This is a genomic window from Streptomyces sp. NPDC043738 (assembly GCF_056436545.1).
In genome coordinates, this window is record NZ_JBWKCJ010000013.1 from 165310 (window position 1) to 181272 (window position 15963).

Annotated in this window: 12 protein-coding genes and 1 pseudogene; 7 read left to right on the plus strand and 6 right to left on the minus strand. The window is 69.0% G+C overall.

Going from position 1 to position 15963, the window contains the following annotated elements:
* Window positions 1–123: 123 nt before the first annotated feature.
* Window positions 124–576, minus strand: coding sequence for a VOC family protein (locus tag AC0680_RS19175; protein WP_478630033.1), 453 nt, complete (start codon window positions 574–576; stop codon window positions 124–126).
* 575 nt (window positions 577–1151) lie between these two features.
* Between AC0680_RS19175 and AC0680_RS19180 the strand changes: the two genes are divergently transcribed.
* Window positions 1152–2216, plus strand: a complete 1065-nt coding sequence (locus AC0680_RS19180) for an NAD(+)/NADH kinase (RefSeq protein ID WP_478630036.1) — start codon at window positions 1152–1154, stop codon at window positions 2214–2216.
* 235 nt (window positions 2217–2451) lie between these two features.
* Here the strand turns inward: AC0680_RS19180 and AC0680_RS19185 are convergent, their stop codons facing one another.
* The 5 genes from AC0680_RS19185 to AC0680_RS19205 all read right to left on the minus strand — a co-directional run bounded on the left by AC0680_RS19185 (window position 2452) and on the right by AC0680_RS19205 (window position 8879).
* Window positions 2452–2988, minus strand: a complete 537-nt coding sequence (locus AC0680_RS19185; RefSeq protein WP_478630038.1) for a hypothetical protein — start codon at window positions 2986–2988, stop codon at window positions 2452–2454.
* Window positions 2989–3033: 45 nt separating this feature from the next.
* On the minus strand, window positions 3034–3357 hold the full coding sequence (locus AC0680_RS19190) for a transposase (RefSeq protein WP_478630041.1): 324 nt from the start codon (window positions 3355–3357) through the stop codon (window positions 3034–3036).
* A gap of 108 nt (window positions 3358–3465) precedes the next feature.
* Window positions 3466–4608: an ABC transporter substrate-binding protein gene (locus AC0680_RS19195; RefSeq protein WP_478630044.1), complete on the minus strand. Its 1143-nt coding sequence runs from the start codon at window positions 4606–4608 to the stop codon at window positions 3466–3468.
* A 419-nt stretch (window positions 4609–5027) separates the two neighbouring features.
* Window positions 5028–7871, minus strand: coding sequence for a SpoIIE family protein phosphatase (locus tag AC0680_RS19200; RefSeq protein ID WP_478630047.1), 2844 nt, complete (start codon window positions 7869–7871; stop codon window positions 5028–5030).
* A 252-nt stretch (window positions 7872–8123) separates the two neighbouring features.
* Entirely contained in the window at window positions 8124–8879 is a 756-nt protein-coding gene (locus tag AC0680_RS19205) for an IclR family transcriptional regulator (RefSeq protein ID WP_478630050.1), read from the minus strand.
* A gap of 445 nt (window positions 8880–9324) precedes the next feature.
* On the opposite strand from AC0680_RS19205, the gene AC0680_RS19210 reads away from it, so the two are divergent.
* From AC0680_RS19210 to AC0680_RS19235, 6 genes and pseudogenes are all read left to right on the plus strand, one after another.
* Window positions 9325–9852 (plus strand): hypothetical protein, encoded by a 528-nt coding sequence (locus AC0680_RS19210; protein WP_478630051.1) that lies wholly within the window; start codon window positions 9325–9327, stop codon window positions 9850–9852.
* Window positions 9853–10447: 595 nt separating this feature from the next.
* The gene (locus AC0680_RS19215) at window positions 10448–12130 is read left to right on the plus strand and encodes a flavin-containing monooxygenase (RefSeq protein WP_478630054.1); all 1683 of its coding nucleotides are present in this window, start codon (window positions 10448–10450) and stop codon (window positions 12128–12130) included.
* 211 nt (window positions 12131–12341) lie between these two features.
* A pseudogene (locus AC0680_RS19220) lies at window positions 12342–12629 on the plus strand (transposase); the annotation flags it as partial.
* Between the two features lie 370 nt (window positions 12630–12999).
* Window positions 13000–14544 (plus strand): FMN-binding glutamate synthase family protein, encoded by a 1545-nt coding sequence (locus AC0680_RS19225; RefSeq protein ID WP_478630055.1) that lies wholly within the window; start codon window positions 13000–13002, stop codon window positions 14542–14544.
* 119 nt (window positions 14545–14663) lie between these two features.
* Window positions 14664–15470 (plus strand): alpha/beta hydrolase family protein, encoded by an 807-nt coding sequence (locus AC0680_RS19230; RefSeq protein WP_478630058.1) that lies wholly within the window; start codon window positions 14664–14666, stop codon window positions 15468–15470.
* Window positions 15471–15566: 96 nt separating this feature from the next.
* On the plus strand, window positions 15567–15827 hold the full coding sequence (locus AC0680_RS19235; RefSeq protein ID WP_478630060.1) for a hypothetical protein: 261 nt from the start codon (window positions 15567–15569) through the stop codon (window positions 15825–15827).
* Window positions 15828–15963 lie beyond the last annotated feature (136 nt).

Sequence of the window (15963 nt, forward strand, 5' to 3'; positions counted from 1 at the left end):
ATCAGCGTCTTGGGGCGCCCGCGGAGGTGTGTGCCGCGGGCGCCCTCGCTGTCGGTGGCAGGTTGCCGGTGAGGAGGCGGAGCGAGTGCAACCGTCACAGCGCGAACGTTGTCTGATGCGGCACTAGCTCGTACCGGCGGGCGGTTCGGCGTAGACGCCGTGCAGCATGCCGGTGGCCTGCCCGACTTCGATGAGATAGCCGTCCGGGTCGCGCAAGTAGCACCGCACCTCGGCCTTGCGGTCGATGGGTGGCGTGAGGAATTCGGCGCCCTTCGCACTCCACTCTCGGTGACACGCCTCGATGTCGGCGACGCGGAGGTTGAGGAAGCTGCTGACCGTGCTCGGGTCGGTGGGCGGGCGCAGGGTGACCTCTGGTTTGTCCGGGGTGGGGCCGCCGCCTGGGTTCATGATGATCCATGTGTTGGCGAGCTTGACGGTGCAGGGATTCTCCTCGAGCACCACCTCACCGCCGAGAACGTCGGTGTAGAAGCCGCGAGATCGGGCTACGTCGGCCACCGTCAGGAAGTGAGTGACGAGGAGCCCGGAATCCGGGGCGGGAAAACCCTCACGGTGCATGTAAGACCTCCGGGTGAATCGGACGTTTTCGTCCATGGTGGTGGGTGGATGTCCGTGGGCACGTATGAACACGTCCGGGAGGGGAGTCAGTCGTGGCTCCGGCGCGGCGTTGACGATCACCCGCACTGCCCGATTGACCTCGACGTCGCCCGGTACGGTGCGGTGCGGTGCCGGTTCGCCATGGAGCTCGGCTATCACGTGATTCTTTTGAATCCGCAATATGGCGTGGAGGCGCGACTCGGCGGCTGGAGACGGGGAGTCCCTGGTAATTTCAGGGAAATTACGCCGCTTGGCGTGAGCTGCAGCCCCAGTGGAGACCAGGGGCACCCGCTAAGATGCCCGAGAATGCAAACATCCCTAGATATGAGCTATCGGCCTTCGGATCGCTGATATTCGGGAAGGCGCCTGAGGGCAGGTGCCGGTCCGCTCACGGGCCGGGCGTTCATGGTCGGCACCATGCGCTGATGGTGCTGGTGGCACAGCTCGCCGGACGGGACGCACAGCCCGCGACCGTCCCGGACGGGGTGTTCGCACAGCGGCGAGCGAACCGAGCGCCCGGATGGAAAGGACGCTGTGTGAGCGTGCAACGGGTGGGCGTCGTCGTCCATGCGGGCCGTCCAGGTGCCGTGGCGGCCGCCGACGTCGTCCGACGGTGGTGCGAGGGCCAGGGTGTTGGTTGCGTCGCCATCGACGTGTGGCGTCAGGACGAATTACGGCGTGATGCGTGGGAAGAGGTCGGGACTGCCGGCAGCCCCGACCTGATCGTCACGCTCGGAGGGGACGGCACCTTCCTACGTGGAGCACGCCTGGCCGCACAGAACGACGCGCTCGTCCTCGGTATCGACCTGGGCACCCTCGGCTTTCTGACCGAGGTCCCGGCCGACGATGTCGAGCGTGCACTGGACACCGTCCATCGAGGCCAAGTGAACATCGAGTCCCGCCTGATGCTGACGATGCGGGCGTCCTGTCCGCTGCAACTCCCCGAGGGCATGGAGGCCCTCCTGCGCTACGGCCGGGGTCCCGCGCTACCGCCTCCGCCGGTGCGCCCCGAGTGTGCCGTCGACCGGGACTGGGGGGTGGCCCTGAACGTGACGGCTCTCAACGACATCGTCCTGGAGAAACTGGCACGCGACCGGCAGGTCTCCCTCGGCGTGTACCTCGCGGGCCGACTGCTCGCCTCCTACTCCGCCGACGCCGTCTTGGTCGCCACACCCACCGGATCCACCGCCTATAGCTTCGCCGCCGGCGGCCCCGTCATCTCCCCCCGAGCCGACGCCATCGTCTTCACCCCTGTCGCTCCGCACATGACCTTCAACCGCTCGGTGGTTGCCGCACCCGACGAGGCCGTTGCCCTACGCGTCCTGAAGCACTCCGGCCGTGCGGCGGTGAGCGTCGACGGTCAGTTGCGCGGCGTCCTGGACCCAGGGGACTGGATCGGTGTCTACGCGGCTCCGCAGCGCCTGCGCGTCGTGCGGCTCGGGCCGACGGACTTCTACGGCAGGCTGCGTGAGCGGATGCGCCTGACCGATGCCCCCGCGACCGCCGACGCCGACATCACCCCCATGTGGCCCCACACCAGCCCACCCCCGGATGACCTCGCGCACCTGCGCCTTCCGCCCTTGCCCGCGCACTTCGACTGACCTGCTCCTCCGGGCGCCAACGCCGCGCCGCGGCGCAAGTGCACCACGACCCGGCGACTGTTTAGTCACCTTAGGCGTCGTTTTGCTTGGTGAGGTTAGACGTCGTTTCACTTTGGTGAGGTGGCGGTGCTGCTGAGGACGGTGAACCGTTCGGCGACAAGGCCGACGAATGCCGGGAATGGTCAGGCTTGACGCCCCGAGCGCGACAACGCCGGGCCGTGATGGCAGTGCGCATTCAGGGAGTCTGGGTCGGCGCAAGCCGCCATTTCCCGGAATGTCCAGGTGGGAGCGCCAGGTCGCGTCGGACAGCCGTGTAGTACCCCTCACGCGCAGCGCGTTGGCGCTTAATCATGGCTGACCATGTTTCCGGGCTATGAGTCTGGTCCCGCAGGAACCCTTCCATCTCCATCACCACGACGACCCATTCGCGGGCCTTCTCCACCACGTCCGGGGTGCCAAGCATCAACAGTGCCTCCCCGGCTGGATCCCGGGCGTCGGTGGCATCGGCCAGGTGAGGCGCCGCTTCCTCGGGTGACAAGGGGTGCGGGTGAGGGTCGTTGCCGAGATGGGCCGCGATCCGGTACGTCAAGGTGACACTCTTCTTCAGCGACCTGGCGTAGTCGGCATAGGCCTTCAGCCGCCGCTCTTCCCAACGGGCCGCCTGCTCGCGACGGAATCGGGCTTGATCGCCGCGCATGATCGCCAAGTACGAGCCAAGGGCGCCGATCACCACGCCGATCAGGGCGGGGAGCTGTTGTATGAACGCCGACATGGCCACACGGTATGTCGTAGAAGCCAGGCGCGACTTGATGTTGCTTCATTTCGTGAGTCGTCGGTCGTCGAAGTGAGCTGCGGCGATGCCGACGAAGGCGAGGAAGTGCTCGGCCTTGCGCTCGTAGCGACGATGCAGGCGTCGGCAGCCGGCCAGCCGGCACACGGTCCGCTCAACCACCCAGCGGTGTCGGCCCAGCGGCCGCGAGGGCTCAATTCCTGCGCATGCGATGCGGTGTTGGATGCCTCGCCTGCGAAGCCATCGGTGCAGGTGGTCGCAGTCGTAACCCTTGTCGGCGCGGAGCCAGGTCGGTACCTCTCGATTCAGTACGGTCGGCTCCTGGGTTCGGTGACTCCCGAGAGCGGGCACTTTCTGCCGAACTCAGGGGCCGGGTGGTGCCGTGGATCCGCTGTACGGCCCGCCGCCGCTCTCCTGGATACTGCTCACCATGCGCATCGACTGCTCGGCGAGGACGGATCAGCCGCCGACGGCCTTGGCCCAGTTCTCACGGACGGTCTGCAGCGCCTTGTTCAGCTGGGCCTCGGTCGGGAACTGGGGTGTGCCCTCGACCGTCGGCAGCCGGGCGGCCAGGGCCTTGTTGAGGGTGCCGTTCTTCGCCATGGCGGACATCAGCACCGGGCGGGCGTAGTCCACGAGACGGAGGTTCTGGCCTTCCGGACTGAAGAGGTACTCCTCCCACAGTCGCGCCGCGGCCGGGTGGGGGGCGTATTTGTTGATCGCCTGTGCGTAGTACTGCGAGAAGCTGCCGTCGAAGGGAATGGAGACCTTCCAGTCCACGCCCGTCCCGCGGAGCCGGTCGATGTGCTGCAGGTTGAGGTAGTCCCACTCGATGCTGATCGGTGTCTTGCCCTTGGCGATCGCGGCCGGGTTGGGGTCGGCCCGGTTGTAGTTGCCGACCTTGTCGAGCCGGGCGAAGAAGTCGATGCCCGGCTGGATGTCGTCGAACGACCCACCGTTGGCGAGTGCCGCCGCGTACACGGAGGCGAAGGCCGATCCCGCGATCGTGGGTTCGCCGTGCATCGAGACCAGGCCCTTGTACTCCGGACGGAGCAGGTCCGCGAAGGACGCGGGGCAGGTCCGGACGCGGGCGGCGTCGCAGCCGATGGAGACGTAACCGCCGTAGTTGTTGTACCAGTGGGCCTCGGCGTCCTTCTGTTCCGGTGGGATCTTGTCGAACTGTGCGACCCGGTAGGGGGCCAGCAGGTTCTGCCGCGCCGCTGACTGGGCGAAGGAGTCCCCGAGGTCGAGCACGTCGGGAGCGCGCTCCTGGCCGCGGTAGCTCTTGACGGCATCGATCTCCTGCTGGCTGTGACCGGACGGATTGTCGACGACGACCCTGATGCGGTACTTCTTCTCGAAGCCGTCGATCAGCGCGCCGTAGTTGGCCCACTGGCGCGGCAGCGCGATCGTGTTGAGCCTGCCCTCCTTCTTCGCAGCCTTGATCAGTGCCGTCGTCCCGCCGACCTCCGCGGCGGATTCGGCCCGGGAGGGCTCGACCGGCCGGGTGGTGCTCTGTTCCTGGCAGGCGCCGAGACCGAGCGCCGCAAGGCCGAGACAGCAGAGGAGAGCGCCCGCACGGACCCGGTGATGTGTAGCCACGACGCCTCCAGCAGGGCCAGGTGGGGAGCGGTCCGCCGAGCGGGTGGCGGACGCGGACCGGGGCGAGCCATGACACCGGGCGGTCGTATGGCCCGTACAGCGGCCCGACCGCCAAGGACGGTGCACGCCCGGAGGCGGGGCGGATCGCCGACGGGGCCTCGCAGGCTCGCTGAGTGGGTGTTCTCGGCACTCCCACAGAGCCGCCGACGGCTTCGCGCGCGGGCGGTCCTTGAGTCATCTCGCCGCGACGTGTCACTGCCCGACGCTTCTCTCTCCAGCAATGGTCCAAACCAGCGTACTCCGCCCCCTTGCGGGCCACTGCCAGGACGGTGATCGGGCCAGGTCATGGCGGCGAGTGGGCGCAACGCGCGATGGGGGCGCCACGTTCGTCCCCGGGCGCGAGCGCGTCACCCACGACCTCACCACTCCTCGCGGTTCTCCCAATGGCTGAGGAGGTCCTCCCGCGGCTCCTCTTCGGAGGGCAGGGCGTCGGGGGAGACCGCCTGAGCGGCCCAGATCGTCTTGCCCCTGGGGGAGTAGCGGGTGCCCCAGTGTTCGGCGAGCTGCGCGACGAGGAAGAGGCCGCGGCCGTCTTCGTCGGTGTCCTTCGCATGGCGGATGTGCGGGGAGGTGCTGCTGCCGTCGGAGATCTCACAGATCAGGGTTCGGGTGGTGTACAGCAGTCGTACGTGAATGGGGTCGGCGCCGTAGCGAATGGCGTTGGTGACCAGTTCGCTGAGGATGAGCTCGGTGCCGAAAGCGATGTGCTGCAGACCCCAGTCCGCCAACTGCCGGACGCAGCCGTTGCGGACCGGGCCCACCGCCTCCGGATCGCGGGGCACGTCCCACTCGGCGACGTGTGCCGGGTCCAGCCGCCGGGTCCGGGCCACCAGCAGCGCGACGTCGTCGGTGGACCCGGCGGGCAGCAGCGACTGCATGACGGCGGCACAGGTGTCCTCCGGCGTGCGGTCCGGCCCGGCGAGGGCCGCGCGCAGTGCTTCCAGCCCCGCATCCAGGTCGCGGCTGCGGCTCTCGACCAGCCCGTCGGTGTAGAGCACCAGCCGGGAGCCCTCCGGCAGCGACAGCTCGGCGGTTTCGAAGGGCAGGCCGGTGCCCAGTCCCAGCGGTGGGGAGACCGGTGAGTGCAGGAACTCCACCCTGCCGTCGGGGTGGGCCACGGCGGGCGGCAGATGGCCGGCCGTCGCCGCGGTGGCCCGCCCGGAGACGGAGTCGTAGACGACGTACAGACAGGTGGCGCCGGTGATCGCCGGTCCGTCCTCGGTGTCCTCGTCCTGGACGTCGATGTGGGTCACCAGTTCATCCAGGTGGCTCAGCAGCTCACCGGGGGAGAGGTCCAGGGCCGAGAAGTTGTGCACGGCGATGCGCAGCCGGCCCATGGTGGCCGCCGCATGCAGGCCGTGTCCGACCACGTCGCCGATGACCAGCGCCACCCGGCCGCCGGGCAGCGGGATGACGTCGAACCAGTCCCCGCCCACTCCCGCCTGGGCGGGGAGATAGCGGTGTGCCACCTCCAGAGCGTCCTGGTCGGGCAGGCCGCGGGGCATCAGGCTGCGCTGCAGCGTCATCGCCATCGTGCGTTCGCGGGTATATCGCCGGGCGTTGTCGATCCCCACTGCGGCGCGCCCCGCCAGTTCCTCGGCGAAGGACAGATCCTCGTCGTCGAACGGAGGTGAGCCCCCCGACCGCCAGAAGTCCACCAGCCCCAGTACCGCCCCCCGGGCGCGCAGCGGTACGACCGCCAGGGAATGCACCCCGTGGTCCAGAATGCGCCGGGCGCGTTCCGGGTCCTGGGACCGCCAGCCGGTGGAGCCGGCCAGGTCCGGCTCCACCACGGAGCGGCCGTCGCCCACACCCGCCGCCACCACGGTGCCCGGGACGAACCCCATCAGCTCGCCGACGGGGTAGAGCGGATGGTGCGGCGCCAGGCCGGCGATGGCCGTCCGGCGCAGCACGGTACCCGCCACGGTCGGTTCCTCGCCTTTCACGACCGCGTCCAGCAGCTCGACGGTGACGATGTCGGCGAACCGGGGGACAGCCACCTGCGCCAGCTCCTCGGCAGTGCGCTCCACATTCAGCGTGGAGCCGATCCGTACTCCGGCGTCGTAGAGGAGCCGCAACCGCTCCCGCGCCACCTCGGCGCGCCCTGACAGCCACCTGAGTTCGGTGGTGTCGCGGAGGGTCACCACGCTTCCCTGGTGGGCTCCGTGGGGGGCAGTGGACCGCTTGTTGAGGGCCAGCAGCCGGTCCTGGGCCAGGTGCACCTCGTCGGTGGCGATCCGGTCGGACGACAGGAGCTCGGCGGTGCGGTGGTCCAGCCCCAGGTCGCCGACGTGGCGTCCCTCCGCGTCCGTGGGCAGGTCCAGGAGCCGCCGTGCCTCGTCGTTGGCCAGCAACAACCGCCCGTCGCGGTCGACGATGAGTACGCCCTCCCGCACCGCGTGCAGGACCGCATCGTGATGCTCGTACATCCGGGTCATCTCGGCCGGTCCCAGGCCATGGGTCTGCCGGCGCAGCCTACGGCTCACCAGCCCCGCGCCGCCTCCGGCGAGTGCCAGCGCCGCGACTGCGGTGCCCAGGAAGAGGGGCAGCTGCTGGTCGACCGATTTCTGCACCTCCTCCACCCTGACCGGTGCGGCGACGATGGCGACGACCTTGCCCGAGGAGTCCTTGACGGGGACTGCAGAGATCACGGAGAGGCCCAGGGCGCCCTCGAAGGTCCTGGTGAAGGGCTTGCCCCGGGCGGCGTCGGCATACGGGCCGATGACGTGCTTGCCGATCTGCCGCGGGTCGCTGTGGGTGAGGGTGATCCCGTCGAGCTTGTACACGATGAGGGCGTCGACGCCGGAGGCCTTCCGGGCTGCCTCGGCGAGCGGCTGGAGCTTCGCGGTCGGATTGTCGCTGTTCAGCGCCTCCTGGAGCCCCCAGGAGTGCGCGAAGGACTCAGCGGCGGCGAGCGTCCGGTGCCGCGCGTCGGTCATGGTGTCCCGCCGGGCCTGGACGACGATGGCCACCACTGCCGCCGCGACGAGCAGCACCACGAGCACCAGCTGGAGCAGGAAGACTTCCCGGGCGACGCTGCGCCTGGCCAACGAGGGCGGTATGTGCCGCGGCCCACCGGCCACCGCGGAGCTTTCGTCCTGCCGGTCGTCGGTGCCGCTCCCGCCAGGAGGCACGCCTGGAAAAGCGGACCGGCCGGCCGCGCGGCCCAGCCAACGCCGGCAACGGCGCGAATTTCCGCTCATGGTTCCTATTTATTCTGCTTTGCCCAGGCGCTGGCAAGGCGTGCTACGGCAGCTGCCCACGCGATGGCCTCCCGCGGCCTACCCACCGGAGACTGACGCCGCGCCGCGGTTCCGTCGCAGGTGACCGGCGAACACCCCGGCCTCTCATAGGCCGGTGGGCGGCGTACGGCTCTGGTCGTGGGCGATCCTGGCGTGGGCGCTGGAGCACGAAGCGACGACACAGCACTTCGAGAAGGCGGTGGGAGGGCGAATTCAGATGGTGAGCGAGAGCCCCCTCGTCACGCGCTTCGCCGCCGGAATCAGCCGGTCGCGGACCCGGTTGAGCTGCGAGAGCCGGTTCACTCGCAAGGACACTCCGAGCGAACCGGGCGTCTGCCCGCGGAACACCGGTACCGCAACGCAGTACGTCCCGAGCGTGTACTCCTCCATGTCCGTGACGACCGGAGGACGGGGCGAGGTGTCGAGCCGCCGCACAAGTTCGGAGCGGCGGGTGATCGTGCGCGGCGTGAGGTCGGCGAGCGGGTGCCGGGAGAGGTAGTCGTTGCGCGCCTCGTCGCCGAGTTCGCGCAGGAGGCACTTGCCCAGTGCCGTGGCGTGCCCCGCGTCCTCGAAGCCCACCCAGATGTCGACCCGCGGCGCCCGGGGACTGTCGACGATCTCGGCCACTTGGATCTCGCCGTCCTCGTAGAAGGTCAGGTAGGCGGCGGCCGAAAGATCGTCCCGCAGCGATGCCAGAGCCGGGCGGACGTAGCTGAGCTGCGGCTGTTCACGGCCGCCGGACTGCAGGGTGTCCAGCCGGCCCCCGAGGACATAGCCGCCGTCCTCCAGCCGGCGGAGGTACCCGTCGTGAGTGAGCGTACGCAAAAGGTGATACGTGGTGGTCAGCGCCAGCCCCGCCTCCCGTGCCAGCTGCTGAGCCGGCGCGCCGCCCTCGTGCGCGCCCACGGCCTCCATCAGCCGGAAAGCCTGCTGCACGGAAGCGATCAGGGTGGGGCCCTCGGTCGCCATATGCCCAGCCTGCGTCCGCCGCTCGGCGCAGGCAAGGCGGTGGTTCGCGGGCTCACGCATCTGAACCGCATCCCTACGGGCAGCGACCGGCTGCGGTCGGTGGGTGACCTGGTGCCGCCGACACCGGTGGAGGATTCGGGCGGACGAGGGGATGGATGGCAGTGGCGGCCCAAGCGCGCCGTGGGGATGGAGTGGCGTGGGGATGGAGTACGGCCGCGTCGAGGGCCCGCACGAGTGTGGCACCCGCCGGTCCACCGAGGGCCCGCACCGAAATCGAGGCCGCGACGGCCGGCAGCGGGCACGCCCCCAGGACCACCACCAGCACAGTGTCGCGGCACCGGGGAGCCCGGTCATGGCGACCAATCCCCGGCTCTGCCGTAACGTCCCCCTTCGCCGGTGGTTGATCTTGCTGTTGGGGGATTCGCGAGCGAGGAGCAATCCGGCAGTGACGATGTTCTTTCAAGGAACCCGCTTGTGGCTACGCGAGTTGGGCGTCCCCGACAGTGATCCGGACACGAACGCGATGGCTTCTGGGCGGACCTTCTCGGACGGCTGTCACTGGAGGTTCGAAGCTCCCACAGTCAACACGGTGGAGGCCGTGGAGACGCTGCTGTCACAGAGCGTCCGGCGCGGATTCATGATCAACCGCGTCACTGAGACGTTCGGTCTGAGTCGGCACACGCTCGGCGAGATCCGTGACTATGTCGCCCTCGGACGCGAGTACGGTGCACAGATTCTCATGTCGGTGGGTCCACGTGCCGTATATGACATCGGTGCGACGGTCCAGACCCAGGAAGGCGTCCGCGTCGGGTACCGGCTGCGCGGGCAGGAGCAGCTCGTCCGCGCCATCGAGGACGTACGGCGGGCGATCGACATCACCGCGGAATTCATGGACCGCCACTATCCCCAGGCTCGCCAGAGCCCGACCGGAGCAGGGAAGGCGTCTGACGCACCTTCTCTGGCCGGGCCGTGATCGTCGCTGCAGAAGGGATCGCCGGACTGGTTGACCTGGACGTGTCCGGCGCCCAGCCACTCGTGGGGCCGGATACCCGGTGGATCTCCTTCAGCCCCAGCGACTTGGAGCACTTCCAACTCCTTCCGGCAGGCGGAGAATTGCGCGTCCAGGTCCGCCGGACCACCTACTGGGCACTCGGCCGGCACCGCCAGCACCCGGGCTCGGGCCGAGGAACCCGCCAAGGCCGGCTGGTACCACGGCTGGCACCAGCCGGCCCGCGCCGGGCGGTGGAATCACCTACTCGCCGGCGCGGGCCAGAGCAGCGGCTGGAAGAAGTCAGTCTCCTGCGGCAGTCGCTACTTGGGGTCGACAAACCCAGCAGAGCGGCTGGCTCTTCTTGATTCGAAGTGCCACCGGATCAGCGCTGCGAGGTGGCCCGTATGGCCACCACCAACGCCCACTTCTTTGCCTGGACCTTACCCTCGAGGTGAAGGTAAAGTCGCGGTCAACTGATGGTTTCCTGCCAGTAATTGGTGCACGGATGGCCGCGGTGCGCCAGGCCTACGCCCGCGCTCGGCACCGGCCCCGTGCCTGGGAGAGACAGGAGAATCCGATGGACACCGCCCCAGCCCCTTCCGCTGCGCACCCGGTTGACGCCGTCGTCGTCGGGGCCGGGCTCTCCGGCCTCTACCAACTCCACCGCCTGCGCGGACTCGGCTTACGGACGGTGGTCTTCGAAGCCGGTGACGACGTCGGCGGGACCTGGTACTGGAACCGGTACCCCGGCGCCCGCTGCGACGTCGAGAGTGTGTCGTACTCCTACTCCTTCTCCCCTGAGCTGGACCAGGACTGGGTGTGGAGCGAGCGCTACGCGTCCCAACCGGAGATCCTGCGCTATGTCCACCACGTCGCGGACCGGTTCGACCTGCGCAGGGATGTCGTCCTGAACACCCGCGTCACCCGCGCCGCATACGACGAGGACAGACACCTCTGGAGGGTCTCCACGGACACCGGACGAACCGTCATCACACGGTTCGTCATCCTGGCGTCGGGCTGCATGTCCGTTCCCAAGGACCCTGGAATCCCCGGGGCCGACAGCTTCACGGGCTCCATTTTCCACACCGCCCGCTGGCCACACGAGGAGGTCTCCTTCACCGGCAAGAAGGTCGCCGTGATCGGCACGGGGTGCTCCGGTGTCCAGACCATTCCCGTCATCGCCGGGCAGGCGGCCGCACTCACCGTCTTCCAACGCACCCCCGCCTACGCGCTGCCGGCCCACAACCGCCCGCTGCGAGGCACGGAAGTCGACGAGCTCAAGGCCCGCTACCCGGAGTTCCGACGGGCCCAACGGCTTTCTCGAGGCGGCACCGTCTTCGAACCGCCGACCCGGTCGGCCCTGGAGATCGAGGAGGCGGAACGCACGGCCACCTACGAAGCCGCGTGGGCTTCGGGGCTGCTGAGCGGACTGCTGCGCACCTACACCGACATCCTGACCGACGAGACGGCCAACGACACCGTGGCGGAGTTCGTCCGGTCCAAGATCCGGTCGACCGTCACGGACCCGGCGACGGCCGAACTGCTATCCCCGCGCACGTACCCGTTCGCGACCAAGCGCCCCTGCCTGGACACCGGGTACTACGCCACCTACAACCTGCCGCACGTGAAGTTGGTGGACCTGCGCACGACCCCGATCGAAACGATCACACCCCGGGGCATCCGCACATCGGACGGGGAGCACACCCTCGACGCGATCGTCCTCGCCACCGGCTTCGACGCCTTGACCGGCTCGCAACTCGCCTTCGACATCGTGGGAAAGAACGGCGTCACGCTGCGCGAGAAGTGGGCGGACGGCCCACGAAACCACCTGGGACTCGTCACGGCCGGCTTCCCCAACCTCTTCACCGTCCTCGGCCCCCTCAGCCCCTCCGTACTCACCAACATCCCGGTGTCCCTGGAACAGCAGGTGGAGTGGATCACCGACTGCATCGCCTACCTGCGGGGACACGGCTACACGGAGATCGACGCCACCCCGGCGGCCGAGGCGGACTGGTGCGCCCACGCGGCGGAGCTCGCCGCCCGGACGCTCTACCCAGCGGCGGCATCCTGGTACACGGGCGCGAACATACCCGGCAAGCCCACGGGGTTCCTGGCATACACCGGCGGGCTGGACCGGTACCGGGAGAAGTGCGACACGGAGGCCCAGAACGGCTACACCAGCTTCACCCTCTCCACCACTCCCTCCTGCAAGGCCATCTCGACCCGGTGCTCTGCTCCCCAGTCGTCCCTCGGTCTGTGACATGGGGTCATGCCAGGACGTCGGTCCCCTCGAATGCGCCAGTTCCCCGTGCTGACCCGTGGCTCGTGGCTCGTGGCTCGTGGCTCGTGGCAGAGGCTCGCCCATTGCTCGGGCCCGGCTCCTGCCCGGGGGGACGGCGAACAAGCGGAGGGACGCACTGCTTGCGACCCACTGGAGCGTGTCCCTTTGATGGGTGGTCAGCTGATCGGATGTGTCCGTCCGATTAGTGATCACTGATGCCACGTGGGACCGGCTCGAGCCGGCGATGCCGGCCGATCCGGTCCGTGGTCGACGGTGGGCCGATCGCCGCCGCACCCTTGGGGCCATCGCGTGGAAGTACCGGACCTGCTCGCCCTGGAGGGGTCTGCCAGGTGAGCTCGGTTCGCTCCAGACCGCTCACAAACGCCTGATGTGGTGGGCCGTCGATGGCACGTGGGAGCGCATCTTCACCGCGGTCCTGGCCGCGGCGGACGCCGACGAGGACGCGCTGATCGCGGTGTGGTCGCCCCTGCTGCCCGTGCTCGCCGGGACGTTTCCCCGTACTGGTCACGTCCCCTTGTCCGAAGGCCTTCTACCGGCTCGCAGCTGCTAGGAACGCCGCCCCAGCGTCATCGACTCCTTCTTCGCCCCCTTGTACGTGGTCCTCACCGTCCGTAGCCCGTTCCGACGCGCCTGGACCAGCACCGCAGGGACGACCACCCCACCCGACGACCCTGCCCCCACAGCTGTCCGGGCGAGCCCCTAATATCGCTTCGCGTTCTCCGACGGACGCTGACGCCCGCTGGGCCGTGCCCGCCGCCCAACGCCCGACACGACACGACGACTCCACCGCATGGCAGTGAAGTCGAGCATCGAGGAGAGGACCGTTCATGCGCGCCCGGAGCATCGCCACGGCCACCGCAACAGCATTGGCACTCGTGGCCGCTCGTGACCTTGTCCAGAAGAAGCACGCATTGCTCCGGAACTTCCCGGTGATCGGGCACGCCCGGTACCTGTTGGAGACGATCGGGCCGGAGCTGCGCCAGTACATAGTGACCTCCAATGACGAGGAGCGCCCCTTCAGCCGTGACCAGCGCACCTGGATCTACGCGTCGGCGAAGGGGGAGAACAACTACTTCGGGTTCGGAACCGACAACGACGTCGAGCACATGCAGGGGCACGCGTACCTGAAGCAGCGCACGTTCGCCGGCGCGCTGCCGGACGCGCACGACCCGCAGGCCCCACTGCCCTCGGCCAAGGTGCTGGGCGGGCCGCGCGGGCGCGCCAAGGCGTTCCGGCCGGCGAGCGTGGTGAACATCTCGGCGATGAGCTTCGGTTCGCTCTCCGGCGCGGCGATCACGGCGCTCAACGAAGGGGCGGCGCTGGCGGGCACGATGCAGAACACGGGCGAGGGCGGCCTCTCGCCGTACCACCGCAACGGCGGCGACCTCGTCCTCCAAATCGGTACGTCCTACTTCGGCTGCCGCAACGAGGACGGCAGCTTCAACATCGACAAGCTCAAGGACGTGGTCGCCGGCGCCCCGGTCAAGGCGATAGAGATCAAGCTCTCCCAGGGCGCCAAGCCGGGACTGGGCGGGATGCTGCCGGGCGCGAAGGTGACCCCGGAAATCGCCGAGATCCGCGGCATCCCGGCCGGCAAGGACTGTGCCTCCCCGTCGCGGCACACCGCGTTCAGCGACGTCGACTCGATGCTCGACTTCGTCGAACTGCTCGCCACCGAGACCGGCCTGCCGGTCGGGATCAAGAGCGCGGTGGGCGAGATGGAGTTCTGGCAGGAGCTGGCCACGTTGATGGCGCGCGGTGACCGTGGTGTCGACTTCGTGACCATCGATGGCGGCGAGGGCGGCACCGGGGCGGCGCCGCTGACCTTCTCCGACTCGGTGTCGCTGCCCTTCCGGATGGGCTTCTCCCGGGTCTACGGTGCCTTCGCCGAACTGGGGCTGACCGATGACCTGACCTTCATCGGCTCCGGCAAGCTCGGCCTGCCCGAGAACGCCGCGGTCGCCTTCGCGCTGGGTGTCGACATGATCAACGTGGCCCGTGAGGCGATGCTGTCGATCGGCTGCATCCAGGCACAGAAGTGCCACACCGACAAGTGCCCCACCGGCATCGCCACCCAGAATCCGTGGCTGGCCCGTGGCCTCGACCCGACCTCGAAGGCCACCCGGGCCGCTGTCTACCTGCGCACCCTGCGCAAGGAGCTGATGAAGGTCTCGGCGGCCGTCGGCGTCGCCCACCCGGCGCTCATCACGGCCACCGACATCGAGATCATGAACGGCGACTACGAGGCCCGCACCCTGGCCGGCGTCTACGGCTACAAGGACGGCTGGGGCGAGCTCGGCCCGCACCTCGCCGACGAGATCAAGACACTGCTCACCACCGAGCCGACCTCCGTGCGGAGGCCGACCGTCTGACGCGCCGGCAGCGACGGGCAGCGCGCCCACTGCTCCCCTGCTCGGAGCATGCGGGTGGCACCAGCTAGTGTCGCCCTCGTCCGCCTGCCCACGAACAGTCCCTGCTAGGTGATCGCAACATGTCCGAAAGAGTGAGATTCCGGAGCGTCGTCGGCCCCGAACTGGCCGGGGTGATCGACCTGCCGGACGGCGAGATCCGCGGCTGGGGAATCTTCGTGCACGGATTCACGCTCGGCAAGGACTCGCCGGCCGCCTCGCGCGTCAGCAAGCAGCTGGCACGCGAGGGGATCGGAATGCTGCGCTTCGACAACCTCGGGATCGGAGACTCCGACGGCGACTGGGGGGACGGTTCCTTCACCGTCAAGGTCCAGGACACGGTCCGTGCGGCAGCCATGATGGCGGAGCGGGGGACTCCGGCAGACCTGCTGGTGGGGCACTCATGGGGAGGCGCCGCCGCCCTCGCCGCAGCGGCCGAGGCGACCGGCGTCCGCGCGGTCGCCACGATCGGGGCGCCCGCCGATCCCAGCCACGTCGAGCGACAGTACGACGCGGTCGTGGATCGCGTGCTCAGTGACGGGTCGCACGAGTGGTTCGTCGGCGGGCGGACCCTGGTCCTCAAGCGCGCCTTCGTCGAAGACGTCCGCCGTGCCCATCTGCGCGACCGGATCCGCGAGTTGGACCTGCCGCTGCTCGTCCTGCATTCGCCGACCGACAACACCGTCGACATCGACAACGCCGGGGAGATCTTCAGCGAGGCACGGCACCCGCGAAGCTTCGTCTCGCTCGAAGGAGCAGACCATCTGCTGACGGCACGAGGACAGGCGCAGCGAGCCGCCCACATCATCAGCGCCTGGGCCGACCAATACATCCACGGGTCACGGCCCGCAGGAAAGACTTCTCAGGTGACGAAGAGCCATCTCGGATAGGTGTGGGGGCGAGGCCGTGGGCGGGCACGACGGGCAGACCAGTGGCGTGCGCCGCCTCGCGGCTGAAGAGGGGGCTGGATGTGAGCAGGCCGGTGCGTGCGTTTCGGCCTGCAGCAGTCCGTCGGCGAGTTCCAGGAGGACAATCTCGGCCCCGCGGTGGGCAAGGGTCGCAGGCATGGCCGCCATGGCCTGCTCCAGGTGAGCGTGACCGTAGCCGTAGGTCGAGGGCACACCGAAGTCGAGGAAGTCCACGACGGCGTGGGCCCCGGCGTCGAGGTAGGCGAAGCGGTCTCGGCCGACACCGCCACCGGTGACCTTTCCCACCCCACCCGGCTTCCCGCAGCGCTCAGGCCGTGAACGATCGCAGTCCCGGCGATTGTCTTGCCGCTGTCCGTGCCCGTGCCAACGACCTCGATCGCCGGTGGCAGTTGCCCGATACCCGAATCAGGCAGGGGGAGCGCGGAATCCGTCAGGCGCAACGAGTGACCGCCGC